The following is a 19,697-nucleotide window of genomic DNA, read 5'->3' as shown; positions in this document are numbered from 1 at the left end:
CTGCGATCAACTCTTCGCCGCCCAGAAGCTCAATCGTCTCGGCCCAGCCGTCATCAACAAGCGATTCGTGTGTCATCGCAGCGTAGAATCACACCCGATTCCGCAAGGCAATACCTATCTTAGCGCCTATGCCCTCAAGGGGGGGAGATTATCCGCGTTCGGGGAACATCGCCTTCAACCCTTCGCGCGAAGCCTTGGCCACACCGCGCTCGGTGATCAGCCCTGTCACGAGCCGTGCCGGCGTCACATCGAACGCCGGATTGGCCGCCGGCGTCGCTTCGGGCGAAACCCGCACCTGCGCAATCTTGCCGTCCGCCGTCTTGCCCCAGACCAGCGACACCTCGTCACCGGAGCGTTCCTCGATCGGGATTTCGGTCAGCCCATCACCCACCGTCCAGTCGATGGTCGGCGAGGGCAGAGCGACGTAGAAGGGCACCTCATTATCGGAGGCGGCGAGCGCCTTGAGATAGGTGCCGATCTTGTTGCAGACGTCGCCATTGGCCGTGGTGCGGTCGGTGCCCACGATCACCATGTCGACCGCGCCACGCTGCATCAGATGGCCGCCGGCATTGTCGACGATCAGCGTGTGCGGCACGCCGTGGCCGGCCATCTCCCAGGCGGTCAGCTGGGCGCCCTGGTTGCGCGGGCGCGTCTCGTCGACATAGACATGGACCGGAATGCCGGCCTCGACGGCGAGATAGATCGGCGACGTGGCGGTGCCGTAATCGACCGTCGCCAGCCAACCGGCGTTGCAATGGGTGAGGATGTTGACCGGCTCGCCCGGCTTCTTGCGTGCCGCGATCTCCTTGATGATGGCAAGCCCGTTCTCGCCGATGGCGCGATTGAGACCGACATCCTCGTCGGCGATTTCCGCGGCGCGCTTATAGGCCGCCTCCGCGCGCTGTCCCAATACGATCGGCCTGAGGAACCGCCGCATCTCGTCCAGTGCCCAGCGTAGATTGATCGCAGTCGGCCGCGTCTTGTGCAGCGTCTCCCAGACCGCGTCGAGCGCTTCGTCAGACGGATCGTCCGCCATCTGGATGGCGACGCCGTAGGCCGCGGTGACGCCGATCAGCGGCGCGCCACGAACCCACATGTCACGGATCGCGGTGGCGATGCCGGCAACGCTCCCGATCGTCTCGACCCGGAACTCGTGCGGCAGCCAGCGCTGGTCGATGATCTCGACCGAACGCTGGTCGTCGCTCAGCCAGATGGTGCGGTAGTGGCGCTCGCCGACGTTCAAATCCTGCTCTCCCGTTCGATCAAAGCGGCCAGATTATTGACCTCGTCCATGCCGTGAATCTGGCGCCGGTTGACGGCGATGTGACGGCCGAATTTCAGCGCCTTGGCCTCGCAGGAGGCTCGCAGATCCTCGTCCTCGATGGTCTCGAAATCGGCATTGTGGGCGAGGCCGAGGATGCGCCGGTGCACCTCGATGCCGGCAAAGCCCAAGAGGTCGGTCCAGATCTGGTGCAGCACATGGTCGAGCGCCTGCTCCGAGGCGAGAATGTCGCCCTGATCCTCGAACAGGCTCTTCTGGTAAAGCATGCCGGTGCGCTCGGTGCGCCATAGATGCGAGAACTCGGCGCGGAACACCGTCCAGGTGTCGTTGGTCACCCCGAGCAGATAGGCACGCATGGCGTCACGCTTGCCCTTCTGTTCATGGCCGCGCTGCGAGAAGTAGGACATCCAGAAATTGGCGAGCAGCATGCCGACATCGAAGGCCATCGGACCGTAGAAGGCGAACTCCGGATCGATCATCCGCGTCTCGGTGTCGGTGACCATGATCGAGCCCGAATGCAGGTCGCCATGCAGCAGCGTCTCGGCGTTGGCGGCGAAGATATGCTTCAGCCGCTGCGCTTCGACCTTGAGGTCGCGGTCGGCGCGCAGTTCGGCAACCAGGCCGTCGAGCTGCGGCGAGGTGTGCCGGTTCAGCTTGGCATCGAAATATGGGTCGGAAAACACCAGGTCTTCGGTGATGCCGCAGAGCTCGACATTGTCGGCAAACAGCGCCAGGTCGGCCTTGCGGTCCTTGGTGGGCATGGAGAGATCAGAGCCGCGGAACAAAGTGCGGGCCATGAACAGGCCGATGTCGCGGGCGATATTTGGCAACTCGCGGCCGTCGATCAGGGCACGGCGCAGGATGATGTGCGGCGGCGCCAGATATTCCATGATGATCAGCGCCTGGGCTTCGTCGAAATGGAGGATCGCCGGCACCGAGCCCGGCGCGCGCGCCTCTTGCCGCGTCAGCGCGTGATACTCGAAGAAGGAGCGTTTGAGCGGCAACGGCCAGCTGTCGCCGACGAGGCGAACATAGGGCAGGGCCTGCTTGACCACGGCCGCACCCGAGCCGCCTTCGACGATGAAGACGAGGTTCAGATTGCCGTCGCCGACCTCGCGCACCTTCCAAGGGCCCTTGCCGATTTTGGCGCACAGCGCTTCGTTCGTACCGAGGCGCGTTGCAAGCGTCTCCACCGACAGTGCTTCAAACGGCAATTTCGCAGTCATTCCTCACCCTCCCGCTTGCTCGCTCCAATCATAGTGGAGCGATGGCGGTGAGGCCAAGCTAGGAAGCTGACTGGCAATTGTCAATCGAGTTGACAATTGATCACGTAGCCCATAGCGTCATCGTCAGGGAGGAACGAATGGGCAATGATGCCGTGTTCCGCGTGGACGGGCTGAGGAAATCCTTCGGCCATATCGAGGTGCTTGGCGGCGTCTCGCTCGAACTGCATGCCGGTGAGATCACCGTGCTGATGGGCGCCAACGGCGCCGGCAAGTCCACCCTCGTCAAGATCATCAGCGGCGTCTACGACCATGAAGGCGGCATCATGCACCTCGCTGGCGGCAACTTTGCGCCGAACACGCCGGCAGAGGCGATCCGCGCCGGTGTCGTTACCGTGCACCAAAACATCAATGACGGCGTCGTCGCCGATCTCGATGTCGCCACCAATCTGACGCTTGGCCGGCTGAGCGGCAAGGGCGCGCCGCTGCTGTTCAACCCCGGCCGGGTGCGCCGCGAAGCCAAAGCGGTGGCCGACCGCATGGGGCTCGCCATCGACCTCAAGGCCCGCATCAGCGACCTGTCGCTGGCCGATCGCCAGATGGTGGCCATCGCGCGCGCCATGGCGCACCAGCCGAAAGTGCTGATCCTCGACGAGCCGACCTCGTCGCTGTCCAGCGCCGAGGCCGACCGGCTGTTTGCGCTGCTCGACCGCTTGCGCGAGCAGGGCGTCGCCATCCTCTACATCTCGCATCGCATGTCGGATATCAGGCGGCTGGCCGACCGCATCGTCTCGATGCGCGATGGCGTCATCTCAGGCGTCTTCGACAGCAAGCCTCTCGACTATGAGGGTGCCGTTAACGCCATGCTCGGCCGCAAGATCCATCTTGACCGCATCGAAGCCAGGAGTTCTGCCAAGCCGATCCTGACCGTCGATTCCTTGCGCATCGCCCCTGGTGCCCGGCCATTCTCGCTGACGCTCGGCGACGGCGAGGTCGTTGCCATCACCGGCCTCGTCGGCGTCGGCAAGACAGCGCTCGCCGAGACGCTGTTCGGCCTGCGCAAGCCGCTGTCCGGCACGATGACTTTATATGGCAAGCCCTATGCGCCCGCGTCGACCGGCGAAGCCATCGCCGCCGGCGTGTTTCTGGTCGCCAAGGACCGTGGCGAAAACGGCATCGTCGGCGGCTTCAACATCCAGGAAAACATCAGCCTGCCCTTCCACAAGCGCATGTCGCGCTTTTCAGTTCTCAAAAGCGGCCTTGAACGCACTATTGCCCGCCGGCAGATCGAGGATCTCGGCATCGTCTGCCGCTCGGAGAAGGACGAGATGACCACTCTGTCGGGCGGCAACCAGCAGAAGGTGATGGTGGCCCGCTGGATGGCGCAGGACGCCCGATTGTTCATTCTCGACGAACCGTTCCAGGGCGTCGATATCTCCGCCAGGCGCGACATCGCCGCCAAGCTGAGGGCCAGCGCCAATGGCCGCGCCACGCTGCTGTTCGTCACCGAACTCGACGAGGCACTGGAGACGGCCGATCGCATATTGGTGATGTCCGAGCAGACCATCGTCGGCGAACACCGCAACGCCGATGTCGATCTCGACCGTCTGCTGGCCGAAGTCGCGGGCGGGCCGTTGCACAGTGCGGCCTGAGCCACGATGATTGAAGAACTGAGGGTTGGAATGGAGTGCACGGGTTTGAGTTGGGTATTGACGGCGGGCGCTGAATGACGCTGCGCGATTACGCTATCCGCTACGGGTTCATCGTGCTTCTGTTCGGGCTGATCGCGTATTTCGCCATCGCCGCCGACGGGTTCGTCTCGCCGCAAAGTGCCGTCTTCATTTTCCAGTCGGTCGCCATCACCGGCGTGCTGGCGCTGGGCGTCACCGCCACACTGGTTGTCGGCGGCTTCGATCTCTCGATCGGCTCGGTCGCCACATCGGCCATGATGGCGGCTGCCTATGTCATGGTGGTGCTGGAGCAGAACGTTGTCGTCGCTGTCCTCATCTGCCTGCTCATCGGCGCCCTTGTCGGCCTCATCAATGGCTGGCTGATCGTCTATATGCGCGTGCCCGATCTGCTGGCGACGCTCGGCATGATGTTCCTGCTCGTCGGCTTGCAGCGCATCCCGACTGAAGGACGCTCCATCGCCACCGGTATGACAATGCCGGACGGCTCGGTCGCCAACGGCAAATTCTCCGACGCCTTCCTGGCGCTCGGCCGCCACCGCTTCGACTTCTTCATCCCGAACCTCATTCCGGTCTCGGTGGTCGTGCTGATCGTGCTCGCCGTGCTGATCTGGTTCTTCCTCGAATACACACGCTTCGGCCGCATGATGTATGCCGTGGGCAGCAATGAACGGGCCGCCGAACTCGCCGGCGCGCCTGTCAAGGCATACAAGATCTGGGCCTACGTCATTTCAGGAGTTTTTGCCTCGATCGGCGGGATTTTGCTGGCCGCACGGCTTGGACGCGGTGACATCGCGTCGGGTAATAATCTGCTGCTCGATGCGGTTGCCGCGGCGCTGATCGGCTACGCGGTGCTCGGCGCCGCCAAGCCGAACGCCTTCGGCACCGCCATCGGCGCGCTGTTCGTCGGCATCCTGCTGCAAGGCCTGACGATGATGAACGCGCCTTACTACACGCAGGATTTCGTCAAGGGCGTGGTTCTCGTCGTCGCCCTTGTCTTTACCTTCGCCCTTTCCGGCCGGGGCAGGAGATAGAATGGCTGCCGGGACAGTTTTGGGTTCCACAAACGGAGGAAAGAACGTGAACATCACAAGACGACTTTTGGGGAAGGTCGCGCTCGGATTGGCCGGCGCAACAATGCTGATGCAGGTCCCGGCCTTTGCCGCCGACAAGCCGGCGCCGTTCGACAAGCCCGGCGTCAAGATCGCGCTGGTGCGCTATCTCTCGACCGGCGATTTCTTCCAGGCCTATCTCTCGGGCGTCGAGTCCCAGTCCAAGGCGCTCGGCATCGATCTGCGCGTGCTCGACAGCCGCCAGGACGCCGCCCTTCAATCCGACATGGTCGACCAGGCCATCGCACTCGGCGTGCAGGGCATCATCATCCAGCACGGCCTGACGGAATCGATGAAGGACGCCGCCCAGCGCGCGGTCGATGCCGGCATCAAGGTCGTCGCCTTCGACGTCAATGTCGAAAACCCCAAGATCCCGCAGATCGAACAGTCCGACAAGGACCTTGCGCGCCTGGCGCTCGAGCAGGCGGTCAAGGACAATGGCGAGAGCTGGAACGCCGGCTATGTCTATGTCGCTGGCATCGCGCCGCTCGACCGCCGCAACGAGACCTGGGTCGACGTGAAGAAGAAACATGCCGGCATCAAGGAAGTCGCGATGTTCGGCACGCTCGACAACCCGATCGCCAACTCGGTCGCCAACCAGGCGCGCTCGGTGCTGCAGGCGCATCCCGACATCAATGTGATGTTCGCGCCCTATGACGAGTTCGCCAAGGGTGTGAAGATCGCCGTCGACGAGGCGGGGCTGAACAAGAAGATCAAGATCTACTCCGCCGACATCTCTACCTCGGACATCGCGGCCATGCGCGAGACCGACAGCGCCTGGGCCGCCACCGCCGCCACCAACCCTGCCGTCGTCGGCCAGGTCTCGGTGCGCGCGCTGGCGCAGCTGCTCGCCGGTGAAGATCCCGGCCACAACGTCGTCGTGCCGCCGACGCTGATCACCCAGAAGGACCTGATCGACAAGGACATCAAGAACATGGAGGACCTGTCGGCCAAGCTGCCGCAATTCGCCCATGCCGATGTCGCCATGCCGGCCTGGATGCCGAACCCGAACGCGAAGTAGGATCGGTCGTCTGATAGATGCGAAGGGCGGCTATGGGCCGCTCTTTTCATATTGATGGTAAGCCTGCCGGCCTACAACCAATGGTCTGGATCGCGCATCCCGGGGACAATCGCCACAGCGATAACACCATCGGGCTGCGGCTCGTAGATGATGATATAGCGGTCTTCGACGAGCACGCGGGCCGTTGCGCTTAACTCGGGCCGTGCGCTGCCCATCTTGGGGTGCTGCGCCGCCAGCTCCAGTCTTTCGAAAATGCGCATCAACAGTCTGTCTGCTGCCTTTTCATTGTCGGCGGCGATGGTGTGCCAGATGTCTCGCAAATCCTGCGAAGCGCGCGGTGTGAGCCGATGGCTAGCCACGGGCGCGGCGTTCTGCCTTCAGGCTGCGAATGAACTCGGTGTGGTCGACAGCCACTGGCTTGCCGCTGCCCATCCCGTCGGCATAGGCCCGCTTCAAGTGCTGGAGTTCGAGCGTGCGCAATTCCTCGCGCTGCTCCCATAAGCGCAGGGCGTCGCGGACAATCTCGCTGTTGGAAGCATAACCGCCACCTTCGATAGCGCTTTGCAGGCGAGCTATCTGCTGCGCGGTAAGGGATATGGTGAGGGTGCGCATAGGTTCGTTTTTCATACCCACATTATAATGCAGCCAACAAGATCTAACAATATCTGTTAGGAATCTGCCCGTGCATCATGACCGCCCGACGCGCACCAGCCACCGCGCCGTCCTCGCCATGCAGGCGTGCAGCACCGGAACACCATATTCGATGGCAGGCAGGTCATGCGGCGCCCTTGGCGGGATCGCCAGCATCCGCCATGCCCGCCCGGCGGCAGGCAAAGCTGCGTCCCATCAGACGGTGTCGCCAGCGCGCCGTCCTTGAAATCGCTTAGCAGCCATTGGCCTTCGCGGGTGACGAAGGTGGGAACGGAGTCGTATTTCGCCGATCCAGAGTACGCATGACATGGTTGCCGAAAGCAGCGAAACCTCATGCTCGGCGGAGCGCCCGCCGAACAGCACGCCGACACGAAGTCTCTTCGCAGCCATCGACAACTCCACCAAGGATCAGGGTCGGAGCTCGCATGCGAAACACAAGGCGCGCCCTAAAGTGGTCGAGCAATAGGCCAAGGATTGGAGTGGATTTTGACCAGTTCGAGCAGTTTTTCAGCACGACCTGCAAAAGCAGTTCTCCGCCTGGAGTCCTTCAGGTGGGAGAGCGGTTCGTCGTTTTGGTGAACGATGAACCGCTCCAGGTCTATGTCTAGCGCAGCGCTGCGGCGATGTTGCCACCGTCGACCGTCGTCACATCGGCGGTGGTGCGTTCGGCCAATGCTTGGTGCAGGAAGGCCTGCGCCACGTCTTCTGCCGTCACCTCCTGTCCGAGCAGATTGCCCGACATGTATTCCTTCTCCGACACGCCGCGCGCGCCGGAACGGCTGGCGATCATGGCGTCGGTCAACAGGCCGGAGCGGATGCGGTCGGCGTTGACCGCATTGGAGCGGATGCCGTGCGCGCCGTAGTCGAGCGCATATTGCCGGGACAGGAATAGCGTCGCCGCCTTCGGCACACCATAGGCGCCGAATTTCGGACCCGGGTTGACCGCCTGCTTGGAGGTGTTGAACAACAACACACCGCCGGTGCCCTGTTCCAGCATGATGCGCACCGCGTTCTGCGCCGCCGACTGGTGGGCGAAGAAGTTGAGCTCGAAACTCTTGCGCAGCAGGGCATCGTCGAGCTCGCCGATGCGGCCTTCCCAGGCGGCACCGGCGTTGGAGACCAGAATGTCGACGCCGCCATAGACAGCGACAGCTTTGTCGAAGGCGGCGCGCAGCTCGGCCGGGTTGGTGATGTCGGCGCCGACGCCGATCGAATTGTTGCCGGCTGCCTTTGCCGCCTCGGCCGCCCTGGCCGCATCGAGATCGACGACGACGGCATGCGCGCCATTGGCGGCGAACNGCCTTTGCCGCCTCGGCCGCCCTGGCCGCATCGAGATCGACGACGACGGCATGCGCGCCATTGGCGGCGAACAGTTTTGCCGTCGCAGCACCGATCGCGCCGGCGCCGCCAGTGATCAGCACCACCTGGCCGGTCAGCGGCTTCGGCTTGTTGGAGGCGAGCTTGGCCTGCTCAAGCGACCAGTACTCCAGCGGGAAGAGGTCGGCCTTCGATAGAGGATGGAAGCTGCCGACGGCCTCGGCGCCGCGCACCGCCTCGATCCACATCTCGCCGACATCAGATGCGATCTTCGCATCCTTCAGCGTGCGGCCATGGCCGAACATGCCGAGGCCCGGCACCAGCGTCAGCCGCGGCATCGGGTCGAGCATGGTGCGCTGGACGTCGTCCAGCGCATCGTTGGTTTCGAAATAGGCGCGATAGTCGTTGGCGAAGGCGTCGACATGGCTCTTGATGACGGCCTTGTAGTCGCCAATCTTGTCGGCGTCTGGCGCCGGAACCGCCATCGGTCCGGTCTTGATGCGGATCGACAGGTCGGGCGTCGACACCCCGCGTCCGGCATAGTCTGCAATGCCGGCCGAATTGATGAAATCGACAATGGCATCCGAGGTGCGGAAGTCGCTGATCATGCGGTCGAAGCGGCCTTCGCCACGCGCCACCGCCACCGCGCCACGCAGCATCGGCGCGATCGCTGCCGGCGTTGCGAGCTTGGCCGGCAGTGCGGCTTTCGCTGCCTTCGGCTTGCCGTTCTTCGCCACATAGTCTTCGGCCACGTTCACATAATGGATCATGCGGTCATAGGCCTGCTTCGCAGCGTCGCCGAAGGTGAAGATGCCATGCTTGTCGAGGATCAGGCCTTCGACGCTGGGGTCGGCGTCGTAGACATCGGCGGCCACCTTGGCGAGGTCGAAGCCCGGCTTGATGTAGGGCACGTACCCCATCTTGTCGCCGAACACGGTCTTGATCAGCGGCTTGCTGTCCGCCTGGTCGACGATGGCGAGGATCGCGGTCGAATGCGTGTGGTCGACGAATTTATGCGGCAGGAAGGCGTGCAGCAGCGTCTCGACCGATGGATTGGGGGAGGCGGGGTCGATGAGGTTCGCCCGCTGCAGCGCCACCATGTCCTCGTCGGCGAGGCTGGCCAGCGCACGCGCCTTCAGCAGCGCGCCGAGCTTGACCGCCGGCAGGCCTTGCGGCTCGATCACACCCATGTCCCAGCCGCTGCCCTTGACGCACAGCACATCCCATTCGTCGCCGACGAGATCGGTGGCCTTGGTCTTGCAGGAGGTGTTGCCGCCGCCATGCAGCACCAGCCGCGGCTCGCCGCCGAGCAGCCGGGTCGTGTAGACGCGCAGCGCGAGGTCGCGGGCAACGCCCTTTTTCGCATAGTCGGCAACCAGTCTTTCCGCGTCGCCGTCATTCCAAAGGTTCTTCATGTCGCTATGTCCGCTTTGCTGTCTTTGATGTTGCTGTGAACAGGAGTGCCGCGACGCCTTGATGACAATGCGCCTGCTGCTGGGATTTCGTTGGTCAGGAAGCCTTTTTTGCCCCCGCACTGGCTCCGGCATGGTCGAGCAGCCGCCGCGCCATGCTGGCGCCGACGACGAGATGCGTGCAGAGTCCGCCGGCGAGCGCGGCGAGCAGCGGTTCGAACTTGCTGTCTTCCTGCACCACCATCAGCCGCTTTTCGATCTGGCGCAGTGACGACAGCGAGGCCGAGATGACGCGGCGGTTGTAGCTGCAGTCGAGCGCCTTGCCGGTGGCATCGATGATCTGGCCGGCAACGACGCCGGCGGCGCCCGCTTCGCGCAACAGCCCCATCTCGCCGGGGCTGAGCGCGCCGCATTTGACGACATGGCTGTCGCCATCGACGGTGCCGACCGAATAGAGCGCCAGATCGCAGTTGGCAATATCGGCCAGTTGTTCGCGGATCACCGGTTCGGCGCGCAGCCCATGCGCCAGCAATTCCGTCGTCAGCACCAGCGGCGCGTAGAAATTGAGGCCCTTGGCGTTGAGCCGCCGGGCGATCTCCATCGTGCACTGGTCGGGACGGTAGGAGTAGGGCGCGCCGAGATTGCCGCAGAGCTGCACAACGGTGACGTCCTGCAGGTCGGCATAGGACATGACGTCGGCGATGGTGTAGACGGTGCGGCCCCAGGCGACGCCGATCCGGTCGCCCTTCTTGACCAGTTCGAGAAAGACGCCCGCCGCCAGCACCGCAACGTCCGTCGAAGGGTCGACGACATAGGCATTCTCCGGCGCGATCCACACCGCATCAAGCTTGAGCGCGTCCTCGAGCTGGCGCGCAAGCACGTCGTCGGTGAACAGCTGCGTCGAGGTCGAGATGTTGACGATGCCGGTCTCGCGCGCCTTGCGCAAATACATGGCGACCGAGGCCCGGGAGATGTTAAGCTGGCTGGCGACCTGGTCCTGGCGCAGGCCATGGGCATAATAGAGCCATGCGGCCTTGTGGATAAGCTGTTCTGCCGGTCGGATCGCCATGCCGTCTCCTCGGCTGACATTATTCACGGCTCTCGACAAAAGTCAAACTGGCGTGGGTACACGATACCTCTTTGCCCATCGAATCTGGACGATCATTGCGCCAAATGTGCCCGGTCGGGAATCGCCGATGGTGACGTGGCGGGAAGCTGTGGTTAGAAGTTCTCAACAATGAAAATTCGGGGAGCACGGGATGGGCAGTCCCTACGAGCAGGATCTCGGCAAGAACGCCGCCAACCATCAGCCGCTGACGCCGCTCACCTATCTGGAGCGGGCGGCAAGCACCTATCCCGATCATGTCGCCATCATCCATGGCAGCCAGCGCATCACCTATCGCACCTTCTGGCAGCGCTCGCTGAAGCTCGCCTCGGCTCTGTCGAAGCGCGGCATCGGCAAGGGTGATACGGTGACCGTCATGCTGTCCAACACGCCCCCCATGCTGGAGGCGCATTTCGGCGTGCCGATGGCCAAAGCGGTGCTGCATTCGCTCAACACAAGGCTCGATGCCGCCGTCATCGCGTTCCAGCTCGACCATGCCGAGACCAAGGTGCTCATCGTCGACCGCGAATTCGCTGCTGTCGTCAAACAGGCACTGGCACTGGCCAAGGTGAAGCCGCTGGTCATCGACTATGACGATCCCGACTATGCCGCCGATGCACCCTATCCCAAGGGCGAGCGCATCGGCGCGATCGACTATGAGGCGTTCGTCGCCGGCGGTGACCAGGGCTACGCCTGGTCGATGCCCGACGACGAATGGGACGCCATCTCGCTCAACTACACCTCCGGCACGACAGGCAATCCGAAGGGCGTCGTCTACCACCATCGCGGCGCTGCCCTGATGGCTTACACCAACACCATCCATGCCGGCATGGCCAAGCACGCCGTCTATCTGTGGACGCTGCCGATGTTCCACTGCAATGGTTGGTGCTTCCCATGGACAATGGCCGTCCAGGCCGGCACCCATGTCTGCCTGCGCTGGGTGCGGCCGAAGCCGATCTATGATGCCATCGCCGACCACGGCGTGACGCATCTGTGCGGTGCGCCGGTCNGAAGCCGATCTACGATGCCATCGCCGACCACGGCGTCACACATCTTTGCGGTGCGCCGGTCGTCATGTCGGTGCTCATCAACGCCAGCGATGAGGACAAGCGCCACTTCCCGCAGACCGTTACCTTCAACACCGCTGCCGCGCCGCCGCCGGAAGCCGTGCTGTCAGGCATGGCCGACGCCGGCTTTGCCGTCACCCATCTCTACGGCCTGACCGAGACCTATGGCCCGGCGGTCGTCAACGAATGGCACACCGCCTGGGACGGTCTCGACAAGGGCGAACGCAGCGCCAGAAAGGCCAGGCAGGGCGTGCGCTATGCCGCACTCGAAGGCCTGACGGTGATGGACGCGGAGACGATGCAGAAGACGCCGGCCGACGGCGAGACCATCGGCGAGGTCATGTTCCGCGGCAACATTGTCATGAAGGGCTATCTGAAGAACAGGAAGGCGACCGACGAGGCTTTCGCCGGCGGCTGGTTCCACTCCGGCGACCTCGGCGTCATGCATCCCGACGGCTACATCCAGCTCAAGGACCGCTCCAAGGACATCATCATCTCCGGCGGCGAGAACATTTCATCGATCGAGGTCGAGGAAGCCCTCTACAAACACCCGTCCGTGGCGTCCTGCGGCGTCGTCGCCAAGGCAGACGACAAATGGGGCGAGGTGCCGGTCGCCTATGTCGAACTGAAGCCCGGCAAGGTGGCAAGCGAGGCCGAGATCATCGAACACTGCCGCGCGCTGCTCGCCCGCTTCAAGGTGCCGAAGGCGGTGATTTTTGCCGAGATCCCGAAGACATCGACGGGGAAGATCCAGAAGTTTCAGCTGCGGGAAATGGCGAAGGGATCTTAGTTCCAGAGCGCAACGGCACGCGCAAGGTCGAGTTCGCGCACACCCTCTGTCACCCTCTGTCACCAAATTATACGCGTACGTCGAATTCGCATTGACACTTCCCTCTTTTCGATTTACGACTGACGAAAGTTGAAATTCGTCACTCATAAATCGACAGAGAGCCATGTCCGAAGCCGCCAGCATAATGGCCGACTCCACCCGCCAGGAGAATGTCACCCGCATTCTCGACTGTGCCGAACGCCTGTTCCGGCACTATGGTTACGGCAAGACCAATGTCGCCGACATCGCCCGCGAACTCGGCATGTCGCCGGCCAATATCTACCGTTTCTTCGCATCCAAGGTCGAAATCCACCAGGCCGTTTGCGGCCGCATGCTCCTCGCCAGCTACAACATGGCCTACGAGATTTCCCGGTTGCCGATCAGCGCCGAGGAGCGGCTGCGCCGCTACGTGCATGCGCAGTACAAGATGACGCTGGAAGTCATGCTCGACGACCAGAAGGTCCACGAAATGGTCATCGTCGCGCTCGAGCGCGACTGGGGCGTCATCGACAAGCATATCGACAGCATTCACGACCTGTTTGCCGAGGTCATCCGCGAGGGCATCGAGGCCGGCGAGTTTGCCGACCAGGATCCGGTCATCGCATCGCGCTGCTTCGGCGCCGCCACCGTCATTCTGTGCCACCCGCAAATGGTGGCGCAGTGCCTTGCCAAGACCAATCGGGCGATGCCCGACGATCTCATCGATTACGCGATCAAGGCTCTGAAGTAATAGCCGCCGCCCGCCGGGCGCCGGTGTCGACCGTTCATCTCCAGTCGGGAGTACGAAAGTGTCTTTGTCCAGTTCCATCATCCGCAAGCTGCCGGTCGCCGGCCTGATCGTCGCCACGCTCGGGCTCGCCGCCTGCAGCCAGGAGAAGACCGAGGTCCAGGACATCATCCGTCCGGTCAAGGTGGTCGAGATCGGCCAGGCCGAAAAGAGTCGCGAACTCACCTATTCCGGCTCGGTGCGAGCCCGTACCGAAATGAACCTCGGCTTTCGCATCTCGGGCAAGGTCACTGAGCGTCTGGTCGACATCGGCCAGCATGTGACGACAGGCGATGTGCTAGCCCGTATCGATCCCACGGACTATGAGTTGTCGGTCAAGAGCGCCAAGGCCAGCCTCGACGCCGCCGAGCGGCAGGTCGAGACGGTCGATCTGTCCCGCAAGCGCGCCGAACAGCTTTTTGCCAAGAACTTCACCTCCAAGTCGCAGCTCGAACAGGCGACGCTGAGCTACAACCAGGCGGTAGCGACGCGCGATGCCGCCCGCTCTACCCTTGCCCAGGCGCAGAACCAGGTCGTCTACACCGATCTCAAGGCGAGCGAGAACGGCATCGTCACGGCGGTCTCGGCCGATGTCGGCCAGGTGGTCGGCGCCGGAACGCCTGTGATGACCGTTGCCGTCGACGGCGAAAAGGAAGTGCTGATCGCGGTTCCCGAAATGGACATCGCCGCCTTCAAGCCGGGAAAGGACGTCAAGGCCAGCTTCTGGTCCGATGACGCGCTGGCGCTCTCCGGCAAAGTGCGTGAAGTCGCCGGCAGCGCCGACCAGCAGTCGCGCACCTTTGCCGTCCGCGTCTCGCTGCCCGACGACCCGCGCGTGCTGCTCGGCATGACCGCCAACATCGAGGCCTCGGTGGCCAAGAAGCAGGAGATGGTGTCGATCCCGCTCAGCGCGCTTGCGGAAAAGGATGGTCGCAAGATTGTCTGGACCGTCGACCGCGCCGGCGAGACGGTGCACGAGCGCCTGGTCAAGGTTGCGGAGTTCACCGCCGACGGCGTCAGCGTCGCCGACGGGCTCAAGCCGGGGGATGTCGTCGTTGCCGCCGGCACCCAGTTCATGACCGAGAATCTCAAGGTCAAGCTGACCGGCGATGCGGTCCAGGCCGCCTCTGCGGAAGGCGATGCCGCAAAGGCCCTGCGCTGACCGCAGGCATGAAGCCGGCTTGATCGTCGCTTCGGCGAAAGGGCTGGGCAAGCGAATTCAGGGTTTCCGGGCGGCGAGCGCCCGATGGTCGAGACGCCAAGATCGAGTTCCCCCGCATCGATCCGCGCGTCCCACCGCGATGAGTGTCTCTCCGCTCGGAAAGCCTCGCCGCCCGGAAGCCAGCATCGGAATATCCTAGCTGCATGCAAAGCGTATGCGCGCACGATCAACGAATTGGACTGACGCCGATGACCACCACCGACAGCACTGAAAAGCAGCCTTTCAATCTTTCGCGCTGGGCCATCGGCCATCCCTCGATCGCGCGCTTCCTGTTCGGTCTGATCATCATTGCCGGCGCGCTCGGCCTAATGCGCATGGGCCAGAAGGAAGACCCCGATTTCACTTTCCGCGTCATGGTCGTCCAGGCGATCTGGCCGGGCTCCTCGATCCAGGAGATGGAAGACCAGGTCGTCAACAAGATCGAGCGCAAGCTGCAGGAAACGCCGCACCTCGACTTCGTCCGTTCCTACACCCGCGCCGGCAGCGCCATCATCACCGTCCAGATCAAGGGCGACACCAATGCAGAGGAGGTGAAGGACGCCTTCTACCAGGTGCGCAAGAAGGTTGGCGACATCTCCGGCGACCTGCCGCAAGGCCTGCTCGGGCCCTATTTCAACGACGAGTTCGGCGACACCTTCATCACCCTGCACTCGATCGGCGGCGACGGCTACAGCTATCCGGAGCTGAAGAAATTCGCCACCCAGGCTCGCGACATGCTGCTGACGACGCCGGGCGTCGAGAAGGCCGTCATCATCGGCGACCAGCCGGAGAAGCTTTATATCGACGTCTCGTCCAAGGCCCTGGCCGAACGCGGCCTGACGCTGACCGACCTGCAGAACGCCATCAAGGGCCAGAACAATGTCGATCCGGCGGGCTCCGTCGACACCGGCCTGCGCTCGGTGCGCATCTCGGTCGAGGGCGATGTCACCAGGGCTGCCGACATCAGGGAATTGCGCCTGCGCGCCGGTGGTCAGGTGACACGTCTTGGCGACATCGCCACCGTGAGTTCCGGTCTCGAAGATCCCTATCAGCGCAAGTACCGCTTCAACGGCCACGAAAGCGTCCAGGTCGGCGTCGTCATGGCCAAGGGTTTCAACGTCAGGGACGTCGGCACGGATGTCGAGGCGACCTACAAGCGCTTTGAGGAAGCGCTGCCCTACGGCGTTGCGGTTGACCAGATCTCCAACCAGCCCGAGGTTGTCAAGGACGCCGTCAACGAGTTCATGGAGGCGCTCGGCGAGGCGCTGCTGATCGTGCTTGCTGTCTCGCTGCTGTCGATCGGCTGGCGTTCCGGCCTGGTCATCGCCATTGCCATTCCGCTGGTGCTGGCCGCCACCTTCGCCATCATGTACGAGCTCGGTATCGATCTGCAGCGCATTTCGCTCGGCGCCCTGATCATCGCGCTCGGGCTGTTGGTCGACGACGCCATGATCGTCGTCGAGATGATGGAGCGCAAGCTGGAGGAGGGGCTGGTCAAGATCGAGGCGGCGAGCTTCGCCTATTCCTCGACCGCCTTCCCGATGCTGAGCGGCACGCTGATCACCATAGCCGGCTTCATCCCGGTCGGCTTCGCCGCCTCGACCGCAGGCGAATATGTGCGCACGCTGTTCTATGTGGTCGGCATCGCGCTGGTCGTGTCGTGGTTCGTCGCCGTCTATTTCACGCCGTGGCTGGGCTACATGATCCTCAAGCAGCGCAAGCATGCCGGCAACCATCATGACGCCTTCGACACCGGCTTCTACCGGCGGCTGCGCGCCACGGTCGGCTGGGCGGTGCGCCACCGCATCATCGTTCTGGTGATGACGCTGGTCACCTTCGCCACCAGCCTGTGGGCGTTCCAGTTCATCCCACAAAACTTCTTCCCGCAATCCTCGCGGCCGGAAATCCTCGTCGATCTCTGGTTGCCTGAGGGAACCTCGATCAAGGAAGTCGAGACGCAGGCCAAGGCGCTGGAAGCCCGGATGATGGACGACAAGGACAAGCGCTTCATCGCCACCTATATCGGCGAAGGCGCGCCGCGCTTCTTCCTGCCGCTCGACCAGCAATTGCGCAATCCGAACTATGCGCAGCTTCTGGTGATGGCCAATGACGAACCGGCGCGCGAGCGGCTGATCCTCAAGCTGCGCTCAATCTTGGCGCAGGATTTCCCCTCGATCCGTTCCAAGGTCGACCGTCTGTTCCTCGGCCCGCCAACCGGCTGGCCGGTGCAGATGCGCATCATGGGTCCGGACCGCCAGGAGGTGCGCCGCATCGCCGACCAGGTGAAGGCGAAATTCGCCGAAAATCCGCTGCTCGGCGCCGTCCATGACGACTGGCTGGAGCCGGTACCGGCGATGAAGCTGGTCATCGACCAGGACCGCGCGCGAGCGCTTGGCGTCACCTCGCAACGCATCCGCCAGATGCTGCAGGCAGCGATGTCCGGCGCGCCGCTCGATGACTTCCGTGATGGCGAGGAGACGGTTTCCATCGTCGCCCGCGAACCGGACGCCAGCCGCAGCCTGCTGTCCTCGGTCGACTCGGTCTATATCCCGACCGATTTCGGCGGCTTCGTGCCGCTGTCGCAGGTGGCCAAGGTGGTGCCGGTGCTCGAGCAGGGCGTCGAATGGCGGCGCGACCGCCTGCCGACCATCTCGGTGCGCGCCACGCTGCCGGATGGCGTGCAGTCGAACGACGTCGTCACCAAGCTCTACAATGACATGCAGGGCATGCGCGCCGGCCTGGCGCCCGGCTACAAGATCGAGATCCAGGGCGGTGCGGAAGATTCCGCCGAAAGCCAGGCCTCGATTGCCGCCAAGGCGCCGATCATGCTGGCCGTCATCGTCGTGCTCCTGATGATCCAGCTGCAGCATTTCGGCAAGGCGATGCTCGTGCTGGCCACCGGTCCGCTCGGCATCATCGGTGCGGCGGCGGCTCTGTTGATCAGCGGCGCGCCGTTCGGCTTCGTCGCCATCCTCGGTGTCATCGCGCTGCTCGGAATCATCATGCGCAACTCGATCATCCTGGTCGACCAGATCGATCAGGACATCGCCAGGGGGATGGACCGATCGGAGGCCATCATCGGCTCGGCCGTGCGCCGTTTCCGGCCGATCGTGCTGACGGCGATGACGGCGGTGCTGGCGCTGATCCCGATCTCGCGTGCGGTGTTCTGGGGACCGCTCGCCTACGCCATGATGGGCGGCATCCTCGTCGCCACCGTACTCACCATCCTGGTGCTGCCGGCAGGCTACGCGCTGTTCTTCGGCCGCGAGCCGAAGAAAGGCAGGAAGCCGGCTGATGAGGCCGTGCAGGACAATGACAGGCCGCCACTGGCGCTGGCCGCCGAGTAGGCGCTGCTGGGGCACAGGATCTTCCTTGGAAAATGCTGGAACGCCGTACGCTTGACGTGCGGCGTTCTGGCTTTCTCCTTGCCGGTGGCACCGAGCACCCAGGCAAGTATCTCAACACCAGGCGGGTTCATCAAAATAGGTTGAACGGCCACCTGTATGAAAATGCTTCGCGGCGCCGGTTTTGCAAAACAGAATTCCTTCCCAGGACGGCAAAGCCGTCCGATCCTGCTTACATATCGGAGCGGCAACGCTCGTTCGCATCAGGTGATCATCCCATGGCAGACAATAAGCAATTGCGGCTCGGCGCCTTCATGCGTCCGGTCAGTCTTCACACCGGGGCCTGGCGCTATCCCGGCTCATATCCCGATGCCAACTTCAACTTCGCCCATCTGAAGCGCTTCGCGCAGACGCTTGAGGCGGCGAAGTTCGACGCCTTCTTCATGGCCGACCATCTGGCCGTGCTCAACATGCCGATCGAGGCGCTGCGGCGCAGCCACACGGTGACCTCGTTCGAGCCGTTCACGCTGCTGTCGGCGCTCGCCGCCGTCACCGACCATATCGGCCTTGTCGCCACCGCATCGACGACCTTCGACGCGCCCTACCACATTGCCCGCCGCTTCGCCTCGCTCGACCATATCAGCGGCGGCCGCGCCGGCTGGAACATCGTTACCACATCCAATCCCGACGCCGCGCTGAACTTCGGCCTCGACGAGCATGTCGAGCATGACGAGCGCTATCACAATGCGCGGGAGTTCTATGATGTGGTGACTGGCCTCTGGGACAGCTTTGCCGACGACGCCTTCATACGCGACGCCGAGAGCGGGCTCTATTTCGATCCCGCGAAGCTGCATGTGCTCGACCATAAGGGCGAGCATCTCTCGGTGCGCGGCCCGCTCAACATTGCGCGGCCGGTGCAGGGCTGGCCGGTCATCGTCCAAGCCGGCGCATCTGAGGCCGGGCGGCAGCTGGCAGCCGAAACGGCGGAGGTGATCTTCGCCGCCCATTCCGATCTGGCGGCCGGGCAGCGCTTCTTTGCCGATGTCAAAAGCCGGGCCGAGAAGCTCGGCCGTTCGCGCGACGACATCAAGATCCTGCCCGGCGCCTTCGTCATCGTCGGCGACAGTGTCGAGGAAGCACAGGCCAAACGCGCCAAGCTCGACAGCCTGGTCTATTACGAGAGCGGCATTGCCTCGCTGTCGATCGCGCTGGGGCACGACGCATCCGGCTTCGATCCCGACGCGCCCTTGCCCGAAATCCCCGAGACCAATGCCTCCAAGAGCGGCCGTGAGCGCGTCATCGAGCTGGCGCGCCGAGAGACTTTGACCGTCCGCCAGCTGGCGCAGCGGCTCGGCGGCTATTCCGGCCTTGCTTTCGTCGGCACGCCGAAAACCATCGCCGATTCGATGGAGGAATGGCTGTTTGCCGAAGGGTCAGACGGCTTCAACGTCATGTTCCCCTATCTGCCAGCCGGGCTCGACGACTTCGCCGAGAAGGTGGTGCCCGAGCTGCAGCGGCGAAAGCTTTTCCGGCGCGAGTATGAGGGCACCACCTTGCGCGAGAATCTCGGCCTGAAGCGGCCGCCGAACCGGTTCTTCGAAGGCTCCGAAGGGGCCATTCGCAAGGCCGGCTGACGTCCTGCCATAAAAAGAAACAGGCGCGCCGAAGCGCGCCCATTC

12 protein-coding genes and 3 pseudogenes are annotated in these 19,697 nt (G+C 63.5%); 8 read left to right on the top strand and 7 right to left on the bottom strand.

What is annotated here, in order from left to right; all coding sequences use genetic code 11:
• Positions 1–148: 148 nt before the first annotated feature.
• Both mtnA and mtnK read right to left on the bottom strand, forming a co-directional pair.
• Positions 149–1,243 carry an S-methyl-5-thioribose-1-phosphate isomerase gene (gene mtnA / locus X733_RS148735; RefSeq protein WP_023819031.1) on the bottom strand — a complete coding sequence of 365 codons (1,095 nt, stop codon included), beginning with the start codon at positions 1,241–1,243 and terminating at the stop codon, positions 149–151.
• Positions 1,240–2,508, bottom strand: coding sequence for an S-methyl-5-thioribose kinase (gene mtnK / locus X733_RS148740; RefSeq protein ID WP_023668574.1), 1,269 nt, complete (start codon positions 2,506–2,508; stop codon positions 1,240–1,242). The genes mtnA and mtnK overlap by 4 nt, the downstream gene beginning before the upstream one ends.
• A 137-nt stretch (positions 2,509–2,645) precedes the next feature.
• On the opposite strand from mtnK, the gene X733_RS148745 reads away from it, so the two are divergent.
• The 3 genes from X733_RS148745 (at position 2,646) to X733_RS148755 (ending at position 6,326) form a co-directional block, all read left to right on the top strand.
• Positions 2,646–4,157, top strand: a complete 1,512-nt coding sequence (locus X733_RS148745; RefSeq protein WP_023819030.1) for a sugar ABC transporter ATP-binding protein — start codon at positions 2,646–2,648, stop codon at positions 4,155–4,157.
• Positions 4,158–4,231: 74 nt separating this feature from the next.
• The gene (locus X733_RS148750) at positions 4,232–5,227 is read left to right on the top strand and encodes an ABC transporter permease (RefSeq protein ID WP_023668572.1); all 996 of its coding nucleotides are present in this window, start codon (positions 4,232–4,234) and stop codon (positions 5,225–5,227) included.
• Between the two features lie 46 nt (positions 5,228–5,273).
• Positions 5,274–6,326: a substrate-binding domain-containing protein gene (locus X733_RS148755; RefSeq protein ID WP_023687049.1), complete on the top strand. Its 1,053-nt coding sequence runs from the start codon at positions 5,274–5,276 to the stop codon at positions 6,324–6,326.
• A 71-nt stretch (positions 6,327–6,397) separates the two neighbouring features.
• Here the strand turns inward: X733_RS148755 and X733_RS148760 are convergent, their stop codons facing one another.
• The 5 genes and pseudogenes from X733_RS148760 to X733_RS148770 all read right to left on the bottom strand — a co-directional run bounded on the left by X733_RS148760 (position 6,398) and on the right by X733_RS148770 (position 10,775).
• Positions 6,398–6,685 (bottom strand): type II toxin-antitoxin system RelE/ParE family toxin, encoded by a 288-nt coding sequence (locus X733_RS148760; protein WP_023704831.1) that lies wholly within the window; start codon positions 6,683–6,685, stop codon positions 6,398–6,400.
• Positions 6,678–6,938 (bottom strand): type II toxin-antitoxin system ParD family antitoxin, encoded by a 261-nt coding sequence (locus X733_RS148765; protein ID WP_023704832.1) that lies wholly within the window; start codon positions 6,936–6,938, stop codon positions 6,678–6,680. The genes X733_RS148760 and X733_RS148765 overlap by 8 nt, the downstream gene beginning before the upstream one ends.
• Positions 6,939–7,032: 94 nt before the next feature.
• Positions 7,033–7,373: pseudogene (locus tag X733_RS1000000170875) on the bottom strand (D-alanine--D-alanine ligase A); the annotation flags it as partial.
• A gap of 208 nt (positions 7,374–7,581) precedes the next feature.
• A pseudogene (locus X733_RS1000000171470) lies at positions 7,582–9,709 on the bottom strand (bifunctional aldolase/short-chain dehydrogenase).
• 94 nt (positions 9,710–9,803) lie between these two features.
• A complete protein-coding gene (locus tag X733_RS148770) occupies positions 9,804–10,775 on the bottom strand; it encodes a sugar-binding transcriptional regulator (protein WP_023684445.1) in 972 nt (323 codons plus the stop codon).
• Between the two features lie 190 nt (positions 10,776–10,965).
• Here X733_RS148770 and X733_RS01000000166310 point away from each other — a divergent pair.
• From X733_RS01000000166310 to X733_RS148790, 5 genes and pseudogenes are all read left to right on the top strand, one after another.
• Positions 10,966–12,668: pseudogene (locus X733_RS01000000166310) on the top strand (acyl-CoA synthetase).
• A gap of 163 nt (positions 12,669–12,831) precedes the next feature.
• Positions 12,832–13,437, top strand: a complete 606-nt coding sequence (locus X733_RS148775; protein ID WP_023668564.1) for a TetR family transcriptional regulator — start codon at positions 12,832–12,834, stop codon at positions 13,435–13,437.
• Positions 13,438–13,495: 58 nt separating this feature from the next.
• Positions 13,496–14,635: an efflux RND transporter periplasmic adaptor subunit gene (locus tag X733_RS148780; protein ID WP_023692166.1), complete on the top strand. Its 1,140-nt coding sequence runs from the start codon at positions 13,496–13,498 to the stop codon at positions 14,633–14,635.
• Positions 14,636–14,883: 248 nt separating this feature from the next.
• Complete coding sequence (locus tag X733_RS148785) at positions 14,884–18,021, top strand: efflux RND transporter permease subunit (RefSeq protein WP_023687056.1); 3,138 nt, start codon at positions 14,884–14,886, stop codon at positions 18,019–18,021.
• A gap of 275 nt (positions 18,022–18,296) precedes the next feature.
• Positions 18,297–19,652, top strand: a complete 1,356-nt coding sequence (locus X733_RS148790; RefSeq protein ID WP_023819026.1) for an LLM class flavin-dependent oxidoreductase — start codon at positions 18,297–18,299, stop codon at positions 19,650–19,652.
• Positions 19,653–19,697: the final 45 nt, after the last annotated feature.

This window comes from Mesorhizobium sp. L2C066B000, from assembly GCF_000502335.1.
Taxonomy (GTDB): Bacteria; Pseudomonadota; Alphaproteobacteria; order Rhizobiales; family Rhizobiaceae; genus Mesorhizobium.
The sequence above is the reverse complement of the archived record's forward strand: the minus strand, read 5'-3'. Positions and strand labels throughout refer to the sequence as shown.

Excerpts from the sequence above, each read along its gene's own strand:
- X733_RS148750 (WP_023668572.1), top strand. The coding sequence starts at position 4,232 with ATGACGCTGCGCGATTACGCTATCCGCTACGGGTTCATCGTGCTTCTG.
- mtnK (WP_023668574.1), bottom strand. The coding sequence starts at position 2,508 with ATGACTGCGAAATTGCCGTTTGAAGCACTGTCGGTGGAGACGCTTGCA.
- X733_RS148765 (WP_023704832.1), bottom strand. The coding sequence starts at position 6,938 with ATGCGCACCCTCACCATATCCCTTACCGCGCAGCAGATAGCTCGCCTG.
- X733_RS148785 (WP_023687056.1), top strand. The coding sequence starts at position 14,884 with ATGACCACCACCGACAGCACTGAAAAGCAGCCTTTCAATCTTTCGCGC.
- X733_RS148745 (WP_023819030.1), top strand. The coding sequence starts at position 2,646 with ATGGGCAATGATGCCGTGTTCCGCGTGGACGGGCTGAGGAAATCCTTC.
- X733_RS148775 (WP_023668564.1), top strand. The coding sequence starts at position 12,832 with ATGTCCGAAGCCGCCAGCATAATGGCCGACTCCACCCGCCAGGAGAAT.
- X733_RS148770 (WP_023684445.1), bottom strand. The coding sequence starts at position 10,775 with ATGGCGATCCGACCGGCAGAACAGCTTATCCACAAGGCCGCATGGCTC.
- X733_RS148790 (WP_023819026.1), top strand. The coding sequence starts at position 18,297 with ATGGCAGACAATAAGCAATTGCGGCTCGGCGCCTTCATGCGTCCGGTC.